Annotated in this window: 14 protein-coding genes and 3 pseudogenes; 6 read left to right on the top strand and 11 right to left on the bottom strand. The window is 64.6% G+C overall.

From position 1 onward, the window contains the following. Position 1: 1 nt before the first annotated feature. From CN538_RS22265 to CN538_RS06930, 4 genes and pseudogenes are all read right to left on the bottom strand, one after another. On the bottom strand, positions 2 to 811 hold the full coding sequence (locus tag CN538_RS22265; RefSeq protein WP_242495627.1) for an MFS transporter: 810 nt from the start codon (positions 809 to 811) through the stop codon (positions 2 to 4). Continuing rightward, entirely contained in the window at positions 811 to 1,299 is a 489-nt protein-coding gene (locus CN538_RS22260) for an MFS transporter (RefSeq protein WP_242495626.1), read from the bottom strand. Before CN538_RS22260 ends, CN538_RS22265 begins: the two co-directional genes overlap by 1 nt. A 204-nt stretch (positions 1,300 to 1,503) precedes the next feature. Continuing rightward, positions 1,504 to 2,435, bottom strand: a pseudogene (locus CN538_RS06940) (PhzF family phenazine biosynthesis protein). Between the two features lie 185 nt (positions 2,436 to 2,620). After that, positions 2,621 to 2,851 carry a DUF1127 domain-containing protein gene (locus CN538_RS06930; protein ID WP_106418957.1) on the bottom strand — a complete coding sequence of 77 codons (231 nt, stop codon included), beginning with the start codon at positions 2,849 to 2,851 and terminating at the stop codon, positions 2,621 to 2,623. 209 nt (positions 2,852 to 3,060) lie between these two features. Here CN538_RS06930 and CN538_RS06925 point away from each other — a divergent pair, with 209 nt between their 5' ends. Then, complete coding sequence (locus CN538_RS06925) at positions 3,061 to 4,503, top strand: aminotransferase-like domain-containing protein (RefSeq protein ID WP_106418956.1); 1,443 nt, start codon at positions 3,061 to 3,063, stop codon at positions 4,501 to 4,503. Positions 4,504 to 4,552: 49 nt separating this feature from the next. Here the strand turns inward: CN538_RS06925 and CN538_RS20885 are convergent, their stop codons facing one another. The 7 genes and pseudogenes from CN538_RS20885 to rpmH form a co-directional block, all read right to left on the bottom strand. After that, on the bottom strand, positions 4,553 to 4,849 hold the full coding sequence (locus CN538_RS20885; protein ID WP_207233659.1) for an SGNH/GDSL hydrolase family protein: 297 nt from the start codon (positions 4,847 to 4,849) through the stop codon (positions 4,553 to 4,555). 416 nt (positions 4,850 to 5,265) lie between these two features. Continuing rightward, positions 5,266 to 5,970 carry a DMT family transporter gene (locus CN538_RS06915; RefSeq protein ID WP_242495625.1) on the bottom strand — a complete coding sequence of 235 codons (705 nt, stop codon included), beginning with the start codon at positions 5,968 to 5,970 and terminating at the stop codon, positions 5,266 to 5,268. A 787-nt stretch (positions 5,971 to 6,757) separates the two neighbouring features. Continuing rightward, a complete protein-coding gene (locus CN538_RS06910; RefSeq protein WP_422917554.1) occupies positions 6,758 to 7,996 on the bottom strand; it encodes a Fic family protein in 1,239 nt (412 codons plus the stop codon). Positions 7,997 to 8,004: 8 nt separating this feature from the next. Beyond that, positions 8,005 to 9,375: a tRNA uridine-5-carboxymethylaminomethyl(34) synthesis GTPase MnmE gene (mnmE, locus tag CN538_RS06905; protein WP_106418955.1), complete on the bottom strand. Its 1,371-nt coding sequence runs from the start codon at positions 9,373 to 9,375 to the stop codon at positions 8,005 to 8,007. Between the two features lie 117 nt (positions 9,376 to 9,492). Then, a pseudogene (gene yidC / locus CN538_RS06900) lies at positions 9,493 to 11,176 on the bottom strand (membrane protein insertase YidC). Positions 11,177 to 11,281: 105 nt separating this feature from the next. Then, on the bottom strand, positions 11,282 to 11,665 hold the full coding sequence (gene rnpA / locus CN538_RS06895; protein ID WP_106418954.1) for a ribonuclease P protein component: 384 nt from the start codon (positions 11,663 to 11,665) through the stop codon (positions 11,282 to 11,284). Between the two features lie 11 nt (positions 11,666 to 11,676). Continuing rightward, entirely contained in the window at positions 11,677 to 11,811 is a 135-nt protein-coding gene (gene rpmH / locus CN538_RS06890) for a 50S ribosomal protein L34 (protein ID WP_035473559.1), read from the bottom strand. A 669-nt stretch (positions 11,812 to 12,480) separates the two neighbouring features. Here rpmH and CN538_RS26035 point away from each other — a divergent pair. The 5 genes and pseudogenes from CN538_RS26035 to recF all read left to right on the top strand — a co-directional run. After that, positions 12,481 to 12,531 (top strand): annotated as a pseudogene (locus CN538_RS26035) (hypothetical protein); the annotation flags it as partial. 43 nt (positions 12,532 to 12,574) lie between these two features. Next, positions 12,575 to 13,909 (top strand): chromosomal replication initiator protein DnaA, encoded by a 1,335-nt coding sequence (gene dnaA / locus CN538_RS06885; protein ID WP_422917553.1) that lies wholly within the window; start codon positions 12,575 to 12,577, stop codon positions 13,907 to 13,909. 130 nt (positions 13,910 to 14,039) lie between these two features. Further along, the gene (dnaN, locus tag CN538_RS22250; protein ID WP_422917552.1) at positions 14,040 to 14,834 is read left to right on the top strand and encodes a DNA polymerase III subunit beta; all 795 of its coding nucleotides are present in this window, start codon (positions 14,040 to 14,042) and stop codon (positions 14,832 to 14,834) included. A 52-nt stretch (positions 14,835 to 14,886) separates the two neighbouring features. Continuing rightward, the gene (locus CN538_RS22240) at positions 14,887 to 15,147 is read left to right on the top strand and encodes a beta clamp domain-containing protein (protein ID WP_242495624.1); all 261 of its coding nucleotides are present in this window, start codon (positions 14,887 to 14,889) and stop codon (positions 15,145 to 15,147) included. Between the two features lie 220 nt (positions 15,148 to 15,367). Next, complete coding sequence (recF, locus tag CN538_RS06875) at positions 15,368 to 16,453, top strand: DNA replication/repair protein RecF (protein ID WP_106418953.1); 1,086 nt, start codon at positions 15,368 to 15,370, stop codon at positions 16,451 to 16,453. Positions 16,454 to 16,460 lie beyond the last annotated feature (7 nt).

Genomic DNA, 16,460 nt, shown 5'->3' with positions numbered 1-16,460 from the left:
CTCAGGCCTTGGCGGCCGTGTCGACGATCCGCCGGCGTTCATGCTCTGCGTAAAAACTGGGGTCGGCGAACAGATCCTGCTGCACGTCGTCGTACATCATCTCCAGCGCCTGGCTGCTGGTCGGGGTCATCGGCTCGAAATGTGCGCTGTCGCCACTGATCAGGGTCGAGACGTGGCGGCGGCGGTAGAGCGCGTAGAGACCCAGCAGGGCCAGCACGCCGGCGATATAGAGCGGTAGCCCCTGGTTGCCGAACAGGCTCATCACGGCGCCGGCGAGAATCGGCGCCAGGGCACTGCCGGCGCCCTGCACCACCAGCATGTCGGCCGAGCCGGCGACGATCTCATCGGGGTGCAACTGGTCGATCAACTGCGCCACCGCCAGGGGGTAGAGGGAAAACGCCAAACCGCCCCAGACAAAGAATAGACCCAATAGCACCCTGGGGTCAGGCACCAGTGGCATCACCGCGGCACACAGGGCCGCGAGCAGCACCACCCATGTCATGACCCGAGCGCGGTCGTGGCGGTCGGAGAAGCGCCCGATGGGAATCTGCAGCAGGGCGCCGCCGAGAATCGCGGCGCTCATCACCAGGCCGACCCCACCGACGTCGAAGCCCTGGGCGCGGGCGTAGACCGGGGTCAGCGCCCAGAAGGCACCCATGGCCAGCCCCGAGAGCGCGGCGGCGGCCACCGCCAGCGGGGCGAAGCCGAGCAGCGCCTTGAGCCGGCTCTTGGGGCGCGCCGTGATCACCGGCTGGCTGCGTTTGGTCATGGTGATCGGCAACAGCGCCCAGCAGATGAAGATGGCGGTCATCAAAAACAGCAGATGGCCCTCGGGGGTGGTCCAGCGCGCAGCATCTGCTGGGCCAGCGTCAGCGCGCCCAGGTTGATCACCATGTAGAGGGCGAAGACGCGGCCGCGCTCGTGGCTGGCGGCCTGGGCGTTGAGCCAGCTCTCGATCACGGTCATCACGGTGATGAAGCTGAGCCCGTAGAGCACGCGCAGCGCCAGCCATACCCAGGGGTCGATGAAGATCAGGTGCAGTAGCGCGGTCGAGGCGCACAGGCTGGCACAGAAGGCGAAGGTGCGGATATGGCCCATGCGCCGGATCAGGCGCCCGCTGACCCAGGTGCCGCAGACGAAACCGACGAAGTAGCCGGACATGATCAGGCCGATCAGCGCCGTCGGGAACCCTTCGCTGGCGCCGCGCAGGGTCAACAGGGTGTTGATCAGACCGTTGCCCAGCAGCAGCAGGGCGACGCTGCCGAGCAAGGCTCGCAGCGGACGAAGCAGCGACCACATGGCATCTCTCCCGAGGAAGGCTTTGCCATTTCCATGCAGTAAGCGTGCCGTCGGGCCAGGGTCGCTCAGAGACGCCTATCGATAATGCAGTGTTATCGGAAAAGGCCAGGATTAGGGTATGAAGTTATCACCATCCTGAGTCCTGGAGGCGATGGGCTGCACCACAATGGTGCGTATTCAAGGTGGCTGGCGGTATCGGCGCGTTCAGACGTAGAGCACGCCTTCACCGGCGATGATCGCCTCGCCGCCGATATGGATCGTCTGCTGGCCCGCCTCGGCGCGGGTCACCCGGCCGTGGATATGGCTTGGCCGACCCATCTCGACCCCTTGGGTGACCTGCCAGTCGAGCGTCTGGTTGGCCGACTGGCGTGACAGATAGCCGATCAGGGGCGCGGCGGCGCTGCCTGTGGCGGGATCTTCGTAGAGGGTCGCTTCCCCCGTGAACATTCGCGTGCGCAGCCGCTGCGGCGTGTCGCGTACGTAGAGGTAGAGATTGCGCTCGGCGGGGGCGGGCAGGGCGCGGGCGAGCGTGCCACTCTCGACCTGAACGCTGGCCAGCGCACCGAGATCGGCGAGTTCGATCAACTGATAGGGCACGCCGCAGGAGGCACGGACCGGCCGAGTAGCGATCTGCGCCCGGGAGAGCCCCACGATCTCCGCTGCCTGCTCGATCGAGAGTGAGTCTTCACTGACGTCGAGCGGTTGCGCCGTGGTCAGCCAGGCTTGGGTGCCGACGAAGCGGATCGGCACGTCGCCCACGCCCTCCGCGAGGGTCAGTGGTGTGTCCGTGTCATGCCAGCCCAGCGCCCGCGCCAGCCAGGCGGTGCCCACGCTCGGATGCCGGCGAACGGCAGCTCGCCGTTGGGGGTAAAGATGCGCAAGGCGATGCGACCGGGCTCGCGCGTGGTGATGAACACGCTCTCGGAGAGGTTCAGCTCCTTGGCCAACTGCGCCATCTGGGTGTCCGTCAGTGCAGCGGCGTCGGGAAACACGGCCAGCGGATTGCCCGCGAAGGGCGTGGCGGTGAAGACATCCAGCAGCAGGTAGCGATAGCCATGGCGTGCCTGAATTTGGCTCTCCGGCAACCGAGAACGCTCTCCCGGCGTGCCATCGAGAAGTAGTGTGTGCTCACTCATCGATTTTTCTCCGGCTGACTGGGCTATTTCCGTGGTCGACTCAGCGGGTGTTTACAAAGTCGGTGAGCGAAGGCAAGACAAGGCGAAAACGACCAAAAAAACGGAGTTTACAACGGGGTAAATGAGTATTTTGAGGTCGATTTCAACGCCGTATTGTCGAGCGCAGGCATTTTGTAAACACCCGCTCAGCGCCAGAACGGGCGATGAGTCTCCCGGTACACCTGACTGGGCAGCAGGCCGATATCGCGCAACTGCTGCGCATCGAGCTCCGCCAACTGGCGCCGGGTGCGCCGACGCTGCCAGACGTTGGGCGAGTCACGCCGCGGCGATCGCTGGCGTTGGTGCAAGTTGCCCCACAGGATACCGTCCACGGTGTCCAGCGTGGTGACCAGCAGGTGCAAGGGTGTGAAACGCATGGTGGTGGCTCCCGTGTCTCGAGGGGGAGCGTCCAGCTTAGGCAGCCGCCGGTGTGCCACACAGAGGCAGAAAACGACTATCTCGGGCACACAGATAGGCGCTTTCTCGCTCTGTATGCCCGCTTTGTGCGCGATCTGTCACGTGAAGCGCCGGGTGCGAGCATACACAATGGTGGGCGTGACATGTCATGCGAGGCGGGGAGGGGAACATGCACCGTTACGAGCGGCTGGCCGATCATCTGCGCGAGCGTATCCAGGCCGGCTTCTATCAGGTCCACGAGCGCTTGCCCTCGGTGCGCGCGCTGGCACAGGCGCACGGGGTCAGCCTTTCCACCGTGCAGCACGCTTACCATCAGCTGGAAGACGCCCAACTGATCGAGGCGCGGCCCAAGTCGGGCTACTTCGTCTCGCCGCGGCGTGAGCGCCTGCCCGCGCCGCCGGTCGCGCGTACCGCTCAGCGCCCGGTGGAGGTATCCCAGTGGGAGCATGTGCGCGAGGGTACCTGTGTGCTGCCGGACGCTAGCATGCACAACCTGGGCCGCGGCATGCCGGATATCGATGCGCCGACGCTCAAGCCGCTGCTGCGCGCACTCGCCCGGGTCAGCCGGCGCCAGGATCTGATCGGACTCAACTACGACACCCTGCACGGGCGCCCTGAGCTGCGCGAGCAGATCGCACGGCTGGCGGTGGGCCAGGGCTGCCGGCTGCATCCCGACGATATCGTGGTCACCACCGGCTGCCACGAGGCGATCTCGATCGCCATGCGCGCGGTGTGCGAGCCCGGCGGCATCATCGCGGTGGATTCACCCAGCTTCTACGGCGCCCTGCAGTCGATCCGCGCCTACGGCATGAAGGCGATGGAGATCCCCACCGACCCTGAGACCGGCATCAGCCTGGAGGCGCTGGAGCTGGCCCTGGAGCAGTGGCCGATCCGCGCCATCCAGCTCACCCCGACCTGCAACAACCCGCTCGGCTATACCCTGTCGGAGGCGCGCAAGCGCTCGCTCTACGCGCTGGCCCGGCGCTTCGATGTGGCGATCATCGAAGACGACGTCTATGGCGATCTCAGCTACGGCTTTCCGCGACCGGTGACGATCAAGTCGTTCGACGAGGATGGCCGGGTGCTGCTGTGCAGCTCCTTCTCCAAGACCCTGGCGCCGGGGCTGCGCATCGGCTGGATCGCGCCGGGGCGCTATCACGAGCGTGCCCTGCACATGAAGTACGTCGGCACCGGTTCCACCGCAACCCAGGGGCAGATGGCGGTGGCCGAGTTCATCCGTGAGGGGCACCACGAGCCTCATCTGCGCCGGATACGGGCGCAGTACCAGGGCAACCGCGACCGCATGCTCGACGTGATCGCCAGCGCCTTCCCCGCCTCGACCCGGGTCAGCTATCCGGCTGGGGGCTTCATGCTCTGGCTCGAGTGCGCCGACGGCATCGACAGCGTCACGCTCAATCAGCGCCTGATGGAAGAGGGTATCCGCATCGCCCCCGGGGTAGTGTTCTCCGCCACCGGCAAGTACCGCCACTGCCTACGCTTGAACCACGCCGTGTTCGATGCCGAGATTGCCCGTGCGGTGAGGCGCGTGGGGCAGCGCGTGACGGAGATGCTGGCGCAGCGGGCCGACGTCGCACGGCCGGAGACGGCCTGATCCTACGCCCTCGATCAGGCCGCTCGGTTGCCGCGCCCGATCTTGGCGCTCAGTCGATCAGGCGAGTCACTTCGGCGGCGATCGCCTCGCCCAGCAGGCGCTGCTGATCGGGCTCGATGTGCACGCCGTCGACCTCGCTGACCTGGATCAGGGTGCCGGCGTCGATGAAGCCGGCACCCGCCTCCCGCGCCATCTTGCGGTAGCGGCTCGCCAGCTGGCGCGACTTGCGCTCGCCACCGGTGAAGATGCCCGCCAAGGGGCCGATCTCGCGAATCGGTGCCGGCGCGATCAGCAGCACCTTGGGGGCGGCCACGCCGAACTGGGCGCTGGTGCCTCGATCTCCCACAGCAGCTGCTGAATGCTCAGGGCGATATCGTCGGGAGTAACGAGAAGCGCGCCTTGAGATCGTTGGTGCCCAGCATCAGCGTCATCACGTCCAGCGGCAGTTGGCTCAGCAGACACGGGCGCAGATAGCGCAGCCGTTGAGATGCACCCCTTCGATGGGATCGTCATGCAGCGTGGTGCGTGCCGGCAGGACCCTCCTCGATCACCCGCCATTCGCTGCCCAGGGTGGCAGCCACCACCCCGGTCCAGCGGTCTCGAAGGGATAGCGTGAAAGCGGCCCCAACGTCCTGACCGGCTCGGTACCTGGGTATTGGAGTCGCCGTAGCAGAGCAGGGTACCGTGGTCATCGTGGATCTCCGGTGTGCGATGGCGTTCAGTATGAACGCGGTGTGCGCACCACGGTACCCTGGGGGACGGCTAACGCGTACGGAACACCAGCGCTACGCCGCCGAGGATCGCACCCATGCCGAGAATGGCCAGCGGCGAGAGCGCATTGCCCAGCAGCAGATAGTCCAGCACGGCGGTGACGATCGGCAACCAGGTAAACAGGCTGGTGACGTTGACCAGGTTGCCCTGACGGATCATGCGGTAGAGCAGCAGCTGTGCCAGGACCGAGATCACCAGCCCCAACCACACCACGGCGACGATCAACCCAGGCTGCCAGCTGACACTCACCGGGCGCCACGGCGTCAGCAGCAGGAACAGCACCAGGCTTGCCAGGTACTGCAGGGGAAGCACCTGGCTTGGCTGCAGAGCGATCGACTTCTGCCCGATCGCGCCGAGGGTCATGCAGGCCAGGGTGGCCATTGCCAGCAAGATTCCGGATGCGGGAAAGCGCGCGGCCACTAGGCTCTGCAGTACCACCAGTGCCAGGCCGCAGAGCGCCAGCAACAGCCCGGCGATGCGCCAGCCGGAGATCCGGCGCTCGGTCAGCAGTAGCGTCAGCAGCGGCTGGATACCCAGCAGTGTCGCCAACAGCCCGGGGGTGATGGCGTGGTCCAGCGTTTCGAAGTAGCACACCGAGTAGCCGCCGATCAGCAGCGTGCCGACGCCGGCGACGCGCAGCCGCTGGCCCCGCGGTGGTAGCCAGGCTTCGCGCTGGGCGGCGAGCGGCAGCAGCACGGCCAGGGCGAGCAGAAAGCGCAGATCAGCAGCGCCAGCGGCGAACCGTGATCCAGCCCCCAGCGGTGAAGATCGGGGCGCTGCCCCACAGCAGCACGAACAGGGCCATCGGGGCGGCCTGGCCCCATGAAGAAGAACGGATCATGTAAAGACTCATCTGTCGAAGACGTGACGACCCGTTGCTGGACGCGATGCGCGTCGACCAGCATGCACAGCGAACGGGGATTGTCGGGCTTGGGATCGCCGGGCGGATCAGCCCAGCGCGACGAGGCGTGGCGGCGCTTGTACGCCAGCGACACTCGCGACGACCGTGGGCGGAGCCACGGTGTCAGCTGAGACGTCCGCCACGACACGCGCGACAGAGAAGCGGGGGGGAGGTGTCGCCGCCAGCACCCGCGGCCCTACCGACAGTTCGGCAAGGCAGGAAGCGTGCGGATGCGGGATGTGTGGCGACATGGGAAACCGTCATTCGAGTGTGAATATCCGTCCATCAATATAGCGCCGGCGAGGGCAGCGGAGAAGTCGACTTTTGGCCGATCACTTGCCGATGCAGAAACTGCCGAAGATCTCACCGAGCAGATCGTCGGCGTGGCGAAGCCTTACACGGCTTCGCCTACCCTTTTGACCTTTCAACGAAGGACGCCGTTTTTTAAAAGACACTCTGTTTTTTTGGGAATGCCTGCCTGGCCGCCAATGCTACTTCTTGCAATGCGGTTATCGCCATCTTGCGGCAATGGACGTGTCTGATTCGTATCGGGACTTTTTTCAAGGCCTGGCGGGTTGGTGTCTACTCACTTCGCTTCCCGCCATCGATTCGATACCGCGTACTACGCCCGCCACCGGGCATCGGCTCCAGGCAACCCTTCTCGACCAGATCCTGCAGATGGCGCGTAGCGGTCGCTTTGCTGACCTTGGCGACCTTCTGGTACTGAGACGCACTGATACCCGTCTCGAAACCACGATCGCCGCCCGCCAGCAGGCGCTCGAGGACGCGGGTCTGAGCATCGGATAGCGCCGTCATGGCGTGTCGTTGCCAGAACCGCTGGCTTTCGAAGGTACGCTCGACCTTGGCGATGGCCTCGCGCATCGCGGTTTCCAGAGTTTCCAGGAACCAAACCAACCATGCGGTGATATCCAGACCACCATGCTGGGTGGACTCCAATACGGCGTAATAGTCGCTGCGCCGGGCCATGATCGCTTCCGACATGGCGTAGAGCCGGATGCTCTGCGCCTCGGCCTGTGCCAGTGCGCGATCGGTCAGCGCCCGCGTCAGACGTCCATTGCCATCTTCGAACGGATGCAGGGTAATCAGATAGAGGTGGCACAGTCCGGCACGGATCAGGGGATCCAGCGCGTTATCGTCGAGACTGGCATTGAACCACTCGACGAAGCGTGTCAATTCGCTTCCCAGGCGGCTGGCCGGAGGCGCTTCGAAATGCACCCTGGGCCGGTCGAGGCGCCCCGAGACCACCTGCATCGGCCCGTCATCATCTCGGCGCAGTTGGCCGGCGGCGACGGGTTGCAACAGCCCCGGCTCTGGAAACAGCAGCGCATGCCAACGCAGCAGCGTATCCAGCGTTAGCGGTGTTTCCAGCGCGGTAACGGCTTCGAGCATCAACTCCGCCAGCCCTTCCGAACGGCGCGAGACGGGGTAGGCTGACGCGTCGCTCAATCCCAGGCGTCGTGCCAGCGAGGAGCGCAGCGACTGCACGTTGAGTCTCTCGCCTTCGATGGCGGACGAGTGGACGATATTGGTCAGTAGCGTTTCCAGCGCTTGCGCGGGCTGAGTGTCATCGCCCCTGTGGCTCAACCCCAGCAGCTCGCCTTGACGCAGCGTGCTCGACGTAGCGCCGGCGCGACGGCTTCTGCCTGCCAATGGAATCCAGGCCACTGCTGTTGTTGCCAGATCCAGGTCGTCGATGAAGGCGCTGAGGACATGATCATGGTGGCTCGTGTGGGCAATGAGCCAAAAGCGTAGCATATTCGGCTCATAAAATGAGCCGAATATAATCGCTATTCGGCTCACTCTCCGTTTTACTTGCCGATGCAGAAGCTGCCGAAGATCTCGCCGAGCAGATCGTCGGCGGTGAATTCGCCGGTGATCTCGTTGAGTGCCTGCTGGGCATCGCGCAGATCCTCGGCGAGCAGCTCGCCCGCGGCGGCACCCTCCAACTGGGCCGTGCCGCTGGTCAGTGCCTGGCTAGCGCGTTCGAGGGCATCCAGGTGGCGGCGACGGGCGGAGAAGCGCCCCTCGGTGGTGGCATCGAAGCCCATCACCGCCTTGAGATGGGTCTTGAGAGCATCCACCCCCGCGCCGGTATGCGCCGAGAGGCGGATCACCGGCGGCGTGGCATCGAAGTCGGCAGCATCGCCCTCACCGCTCTCGTCGATCTTGTTGCGCACCAGCGTCAGCCGCTCGGGGTGGGGTAGGCGGGCGACGAACTCGGGCCAGATCGCATTCGGGTCGGTGTCGGCGGTGGTGCGGGCGTCGACCAGCAGCAGCACGCGGTCGGCCTTCTCGATCTCAGCCCAGGCGCGGGCGACGCCGATCTGCTCCACCGCGTCCGGGGTGTCACGCAGGCCGGCGGTATCGATCACGTGCAGCGGCATGCCATCGATATGGATATGCTCGCGCAGCACGTCGCGGGTGGTGCCTTCGATCTCGGTGACGATGGCGCTGTCGCGCTCGGTGAGGCGGTTGAGCAGGCTCGACTTACCGGCGTTGGGACGTCCGGCGATCACCACGCTCATGCCTTCGCGCATCAGCGCGCCCTGGTTGGCGCTGGCGCGCACCGCGGCCAGCGTCTCGCGCAGCGCCGCCAGCTTGGCCGCGACGATACCATCGGCGAGGAAGTCGATCTCCTCCTCGGGGAAGTCGATGGCCGCCTCGACGTAGAGGCGCAGTTCGATCAGCTCACCGACCAGCTGCGAGACGCGGCTGGAGAACTCGCCCTGCAGTGAGCGCAGGGCGTTCTCCGCGGCAGCACGGGAGCTGGCATCGATCAGGTCGGCGATCGCCTCGGCCTGCGCCAGGTCGAGCTTGTCGTTGAGAAAGGCGCGCTCGGAGAACTCACCCGGCCGCGCCAGGCGCGCGCCCAGTGTCACGCAGCGCTCCAGCAGCATGTCCATGAGTATCGGGCCGCCGTGGCCCTGGAGTTCGAGCACGTCCTCGCCGGTGAACGAGTGGGGGCCGGGGAAGTAGAGCGCGATGCCCTCGTCGATGATGCCCGTCTCGGCGTGGAAGGGGCCGTAGTGGGCGTGACGCGGCTGGGGGCGGTGGCCCAGCAGGTGCTCGGCCATGACGCTGGCGGCGGGCCCGGAGACCCTGACGATACCCACGCCACCGCGCCCTGGGGGCGTGGCCAGGGCGGCGATGGTGTCCTGACGATAGAGCGGTGCGTTCATCATGGTCTCCGGTGACGCGGGGTGGGCGGCGACGCGCGCGGGTAGTTGTACAGGAAGGCAAGACATAAACGCCAGACCCCCGCCGAGGCGGGGGTCTGGGAGGGTTCGCGGGGGCGATCAGCTCTTCTTGAGCGCCTTGCCGCCACCGCTGTCGTCCTTGAGAACGCGCTGGGTGATGAACCACTGCTGCAGGATCGAGATCGAGTTGTTGACGATCCAGTAGATGACCAGGCCGGCCGGGAACCACAGGAAGAAGAAGGTGAAGACGATCGGCAGCATCTTCATGATCTTCGCTTGCATCGGGTCCGGCGGGGTCGGGTTCAGGAACTGTTGCAGCAGCATGGTGCCGCCCATGATGATCGGCAGGATGAAGTAGGGGTCCTTGGCCGAGAGGTCATGGATCCACAGGATGAACGGCGCGTGGCGCAGCTCCACCGACTCCATCAGCATCCAGTAGAGCGCGATGAACACCGGCATCTGGATCACCATCGGCAGGCAGCCCCCCAGAGGATTGATCTTCTCCTTCTGGTAGAACTTCATCATCTCCTGCGACATCTTCTGGCGGTCGTTGCCGTACTGCTCCTTGAGCCGCTGCATCTCCGGGCCCATCTTGCGCATGCGGGCCATCGACTTGTAGGCCTTGGCCGCCAGCGGGAAGAGCACGATCTTGACGCAGACGGTGAGCAGGACGATCGACCAGCCCCAGTTGCCGACGATGTCGTGGATGTGGTCGAGCAGCCAGAACAGCGGGTTGGCGAGGAACACAGCCAGCCGAAGTCGACCGTCAGCTCCAGGTGCGGGGCCACTTTTTCCAGCTCCGACTGCACCTTGGGTCCGACGTAGAGCGTCGCGGCAAGTGTCTCCTGCTGGCCCGGCTGAATGGTCTCGTTGGGGCCGGCGAAGGCCGCCACAGTGCGGTCGCGATTGTCGACGCTGCCGTAGTAGAGGTCTGCTGATCCGGATTGGGCACCCACGCGGAGGTGAAGTAGTGCTGGATCATCGCGACCCAGCCGCCCTTGACGTCGCGGTTCTGGAAGTTGCCCTTGCGGATGTCCTCGAAGCTGACCTTGCTGTACTTCTCTTCCGGCGACGAGAAGGCCGCGCCCAGGAAGGAGTGCATGCCGACGCCCTGGCCGCTGGTCGGGTCGGCGCTCTGGTCGCGGGCGAGCTGGCCGATGAAGCGGGCGGTGACAGGTTGCTGGCTTTCGTTGTCGAGCAGGTACTCGACCTTGATCGCGTAGCTATCGCGGTCGATCACGAAGCGCTTGATGATGTCGACGCCGTTGACGCTGCCGTGCAGGTCGACGTTGAGCGTCTTCTCGCCCTCAGCGAGGGTGTAGCTCGACTTGTCGGCACGGAAATCGATACGCCCGCTATGGCCCTCGATCTGCAGACCGGACTTGGCCACGTAGCTGCGCACCTTGTTGTCGCTGAGCAGCACGAAGGGCTTGTCGGAGTCGAGGACCTGGTCATGGCCGAACAGCGCGGCGTAGACGATATCGCCGCCGTTGGGGTTGATGCGCAGATCGAGCACGTCGCTCTGGACCTGGATCAGGTTGCTGCCCTTGGCGGGTTCACTGCCCGCGGGCATGTCGTCCTCGATCGGCTGGGTCTTGCCTTTACCACCGCTATCGGGGGCGGAGAGGGCGTTACCTTCTTTGCCACCGTCACTGGTGGCGGAGGCGACTTCCGGTGCCGGGTTGTTCACGACGTTCTGACCGTAGTCCTGATTCCACTGCATGATCAGCAGATAGGCGAGCACGGCCAGCGGAATCACGAAAAGGAGTCGTTTGAAATCCATAGAGGGGTCTGCCCGGTAAGGGAGTGGTTCGGTAGGCGCCGGGCAACGGCGATGATTCGGCGATGGACGCCGAAGCTCCCCGGCCAGCAGCGCGGGGATGTCCGATCAGGTCGACGAGGTGTCGTGGCGCGTCTGACGCGCGGACTTTTCCAGGCGTCGCCACATGCCGTTGAGCTGGCGCGCGACGCTTTCATTGTCCAGCTCGTGTACGCCTCGCCGAGCGAGAAGAACGATATCCACGGGCGGCAGGCGATGCTGCTGCAGACGGATGGATTCGCGCACGAGGCGTTTGAGGCGATTGCGGTCGACGGCACGACGCACGTTCTTCTTGCTGAAGATCAACCCGATCCGCGGATGGCCAAGCGCGTTGGGGCGTGCCAACACCAGCATGCCTTTACCGTGGACCTTGAAGGGAGCGTGGTCGAAAACGTGCTTGTAGTCCCCGGCGTTGAGCAACCGAAGCTGCCGGGGGAAACCTTGATCGGACACCCGATGTCCGATCAGGCGCTGAGACGCTTGCGACCTTTGGCACGACGACGATTGATGACCTGACGGCCGTTTTTGGTCGCCATGCGGGCACGGAAACCGTGGACGCGCTTGCGCTTCAGGACGCTCGGCTGAAAAGTACGTTTCATGGTGGCTTTTTCCCAATTGGTTGAGTGATTAAGCTATTGATTTAGCTCGAAAAACTGGTTCGAAACGGGATGCCCGACACGCGTACGGAAACCGGGCTCACTCGGCTCAAGAGCGGGAATTCTAGTGAATCCGGCGATCGGGTGCAATTTTTCTATGAATTATCCACACCCGTTTGTGGGTGAAACCCTTGCGTCACATCGCCGCGGCGGTCACGCGCGCACGCCGTTAGGAAGCGAAGCGATCGGCGGCCGAGGGTGGGCATGATCGTCCGCGGCTTATCCCCAACCTGTCGGCTTGTCAATCGCACCATGTGGTTAAGGATGGGGATAATGTTTGTGGGTAACTCATTATAATATTTACTTTTCAAAATCTTATGTGATTTTCTGTCCTGTGGGGAAGATGCGGAAGACAGGTGAGAATCCTGCGTGTGGCGAGAACCCGCGGGACACGATGTGTCTTTGAACGAGAACCGCCGGGCGATCATTTTCCCAAGGCTGTCAACGGGTTCTCCGCCGCTTATCCACAGTGGGATGGCCTGGCGACCACGTGTGGAACCTGCCTGGCCGGCGCTACACTGTGCGGCCGTTTTCTTTTCATCTGCCGAAATCCCCGTGAGGTCGTGTGTCGGTCGCTCTCTGGCAACAATGTCTCAATTCGCTTCAGGATGATTGAGCTCGCAGCAGTTCAACACCTGGATCCGCCCTTTGCAGGCGGAGGATGGCGAGACGGACGAGCTCTGTCTGCTGGCGCCCAACCGCTTTCGTGCGCGACTGGGTCAGCGACAAGTATCTGAAGCGTATCAACGAGCTGCTACGCGAGGTGGCGTCGAGCAGCAAGCCGCCCAAGGTGCGTCTGGTGGTGGGCAGCCGCCGCGCGGCTGCCGTGTCGCCGCGGATCTGGGCGCGCCGGTATCGGCCCCCAGCCAGCCGCCGCAGCGCCCAGTGCGCCCGCGTGAAGACGTCGCCGCGCTCGCCCGAGGTGGCCGAGGAGCAGGCACTCGACCAGAACCGTGAGCGCGAGGAGGGCGGCCGGCGTGGCGGTGAACGCCAGGTGCAGGTCGAGGGTAGCCTCAAGCACCAGAGCGGGCTTAACCCCAACTTCACCTTCGAAACCTTCGTCGAGGGCAAGTCGAACCAACTGGCGCGGGCCGCCTCGCGTCAGGTCTCGGAGAATCCCGGTGGCGCCTACAACCCGCTGTTCCTCTACGGCGGCGTGGGGCTGGGCAAGACCCACCTGATGCATGCGGTGGGCAATCATCTGGCCGGCCTGCGCGATAACGCCAAGGTGGTCTATCTGCACTCCGAGCGCTTCGTCGCCGACATGGTCAAGGCCTTGCAGCTCAATGCGATCAACGACTTCAAGCGCTTCTACCGTAGCGTCGATGCACTGTTGATCGACGATATCCAGTTCTTCGGTGGCAAGGAGCGCTCCCAGGAGGAGTTCTTCCACACCTTCAACGCCCTGCTCGAGGGCGGCCAGCAGATGATCCTCACTTCCGACCGCTATCCCAAGGAGATCAGCGGGGTGGAGGAGCGTCTCAAGTCGCGCTTCGGCTGGGGGCTGACGGTGGCGATCGAGCCGCCGGAGCTGGAGACCCGGGTGGCGATCCTGATGAAGAAGGCCGATCAGGCCAAGGTCGACCTGCCGCATGACGCTGCCTTCTTCATCGCCCAGAAGATCCGCTCCAACGTGCGTGAGCTGGAGGGCGCGCTGAAGAAGGTGATCGCCGACTCCCACTTCATGGGCAAGCCGATCACTCAGGACTTCATCCGCGAGTCACTCAAGGATCTACTGGCGCTGCAGGACAAGCAGGTCGGCATCGAGAACATCCAGCGTACGGTGGCGGAATACTACAAGATCAAGATGGCCGACCTGCTCTCCAAGCGCCGTTCGCGCTCGGTGGCGCGGCCGCGCCAGGTCGCCATGGCGCTGGCCAAGGAGCTGACCAACCACAGCCTGCCCGAGATCGGCGATGCCTTCGGTGGACGCGACCACACCACCGTGCTGCATGCTTGCCGCAAGGTGGTGGCGCTGAAGGAGGAGAGCGCGGACATCCGCGAGGACTACAAGAATCTGATGCGGCTGCTGACCAGCTGACTCCAACCGCTCGGCAAGCGCCACCTGGGGATTGCCCGTATCGCCCCGGGCAGCAAGAATGAACCCCAGCCGGCAGCGTCGCCGCGGCGCCGACGTTTCTTTCAGGATCGAATTCAACCACGGAGCTCCCATGAAATTTTCCATCTCCCGCGAAGCCCTGCTGCGCCCGCTGACGCTGGTGGCCGGCGTGGTCGAGCGCCGTCAGACCCTGCCGGTGCTCTCCAATGTGCTGATCGAAGTCCAGGACGGCGGTATCTCGCTGACCGGCACCGATCTCGAGGTGGAATTGATCGGCCGCGCGACCACTGACCTGGTCGATGAGCCGGGCTCCGTCACCGTGCCGGCGCGCAAGCTGATGGATATCTGCAAGTCGCTGCCGGATCAGTCCGAGATCAGCTTCACCCCTGGAGGATGGCCGCGTGGTGCTGCGCGCCGGGCGCTCGCGCTTCACCCTCTCCACCCTGCCGGTGGCCGAGTTCCCCAACATCGAGGATGGTCAAAACGACACCACACTGTCGCTGCCGCGCGCGGCACGCTCAAGTACCTGATCGACGCCACCTCCTTCGCCATGGCGCAGCAGGACGTGCGCTACTACCTGAACGGTATGCTGCTGGAGCTGGCCAATCACTTGGTGCGCACCGTGGCCACCGACGGTCACCGCCTGGCGGTGTGCGAGCGTAGCGCCGAGATCGAGCTTACCGACGCGCGCAAGCTGATCATCCCGCGCAAGGGGTGCTGGAGCTGTCGCGGCTGCTCGACGGCAGCGAGGAGCCGGTGGAACTGGCGCTGGGCGCCAACCATATCCGTGCCAATACCGGCGAATTCACCTTCACTTCCAAGCTGGTCGACGGCAAGTTCCCCGACTACGACCGGGTCATCCCCAAGGGCGGTGAATAAGACCGTCATCGCCAGCGTGGCGAGCTAGCTGTCAGATCCTGGCGCGTACCGCCATCCTCTCCAACGAGAAGTATCGCGGCGTGCGCCTGCAGCTCGAGGAGAACAATCTCAAGGTGATGGCCAACAACCCCGAGCAGGAAGAGGCCGAGGAGAATGTCGGCATCGAATATGCCGGCGATGCGCTGGAGATCGGCTTCAACGTCGGCTATCTGATCGATGTGCTCAACGTGCTTGACGCTGATCGCATGCAGATGACGCTGTCGGATGCCAACAGTTCGGCGTTGATGGAAGAGCCGGGCGGGGGGGATGCCCGTTACGTGGTCATGCCGATGCGCCTTTGAGTGCAGGGAAGTGGCTGCGCTCGATCATGCTTTGTTAAAAACCGGCGAACCTTGCTCACTTATACCCACATAAGCTCCGCTGGTTCGCCGATTTTTGCCGCGCCTGATCGTCGCTCGCCAACTTCTTCCATCTCGGCGGTTAAATGTTCGGGTGCTTCTTTCCACGCTGCCCGCGGTCCGGGCGTTTCCTCTCGTCTCTTGCCATGAGTTTTCACGCGCCATGCCGCTCGATCGGTTGAGTTTTCACGGCCTGCGCAACCTGCATCCGCTCGAGATGACGCCGGGGCCGCACATCAATGTGATCAGCGGGGCCAACGGCAGCGGCAAGACGTCGCTGCTCGAGGGGCTCCATGTGCTGGGGATGGCGCGCTCCTTTCGCACCCAGAAGCTCAAGGCGCTGATTACCCACGACGCCGAGGAGATGACCCTGTTCGGACGCCTCGACGGCGATCCGCCGCGCCCGCTGGGCGTGCGCCGCCGGCGTGACGTCCAGGAGCTGGAGATCCGTATCGGCGGTGAGCGCGCCGCTCGGGTGACCCAGCTCGCCGAGGCACTACCGCTTCAGCTGATCAACCCCGATGCCTTCCGCCTGCTGGAGGGATCGCCGGCGGCACGCCGCGAGTTTCTCGACTGGGGTGTGTTCCATGCCGAACCGGTGTTTCTCGACGCCTGGAAGCGCGTGCGGCGTGCGCTGAAACATCGGAACGCCCTGCTCAGGCATGATAGAATCGATCGCGCGTCGATAGGCGTCTGGGAGCAGGAACTGGCCCACTGGAGCGAGCGGCTGGACGCGCTGCGTGAAGGCTACATGACGCGCTTCCTGCCGGTGTTCGAGGAGACCCTGGCGGCGCTGCTGCCGCTGCCGGATCTGAGCCTGCGTTACTCGCGCGGCTGGGACCGTCAGCGCGCTTTGCTCGAAGTGTTCGAGAGCGGGCGCGACACCGATCGCCAGATGGGCTTCACCCAGCAGGGGCCACAGCGCGCCGACCTGCGTATCCGGGTAGGGCGCCACGCTGCGGTGGAGGTGCTCTCCCGCGGGCAGCAGAAACTGGTGGTCAGCGCCATGAAACTGGCCCAGGGGCGCCTGCTCGAGCAGCTGAGCGGGCAGACCTGCCTCTATCTGATCGACGACCTGCCGGCGGAGCTCGACGGCGAACACCGGCGCATCTTCTGTCGGTGGCTCGAGACGCTCAGCTGCCAGGTCTTCATCACCAGCGTCGAGCGCTCGGCGCTGGCCGACGTCTGGCAGCCGGACACGGATGTCGTGGCATCGTGTATCGCCGGCGGACGGCTGCATTCGGAATGATTTCACC

It is taken from the genome of Salinicola tamaricis (genome assembly GCF_003006155.1).
Taxonomy (GTDB): Bacteria; Pseudomonadota; Gammaproteobacteria; order Pseudomonadales; family Halomonadaceae; genus Salinicola; species Salinicola tamaricis.
This window is presented reverse-complemented; position numbering and strand designations above follow the sequence as displayed.

Coding starts and splice junctions, on each gene's coding strand:
- CN538_RS22265 (WP_242495627.1), bottom strand. CDS start 811: ATGACCGCCATCTTCATCTGCTGGGCGCTGTTGCCGATCACCATGACC.
- CN538_RS22260 (WP_242495626.1), bottom strand. CDS start 1,299: ATGTGGTCGCTGCTTCGTCCGCTGCGAGCCTTGCTCGGCAGCGTCGCC.
- CN538_RS06930 (WP_106418957.1), bottom strand. CDS start 2,851: ATGCGTTTCACACCCTTGCACCTGCTGGTCACCACGCTGGACACCGTG.
- CN538_RS06925 (WP_106418956.1), top strand. CDS start 3,061: ATGCACCGTTACGAGCGGCTGGCCGATCATCTGCGCGAGCGTATCCAG.
- mnmE (WP_106418955.1), bottom strand. CDS start 9,375: ATGAACGCACCGCTCTATCGTCAGGACACCATCGCCGCCCTGGCCACG.
- rpmH (WP_035473559.1), bottom strand. CDS start 11,811: ATGAAACGTACTTTTCAGCCGAGCGTCCTGAAGCGCAAGCGCGTCCAC.
- dnaN (WP_422917552.1), top strand. CDS start 14,040: ATGAAATTTTCCATCTCCCGCGAAGCCCTGCTGCGCCCGCTGACGCTG.
- recF (WP_106418953.1), top strand. CDS start 15,368: ATGCCGCTCGATCGGTTGAGTTTTCACGGCCTGCGCAACCTGCATCCG.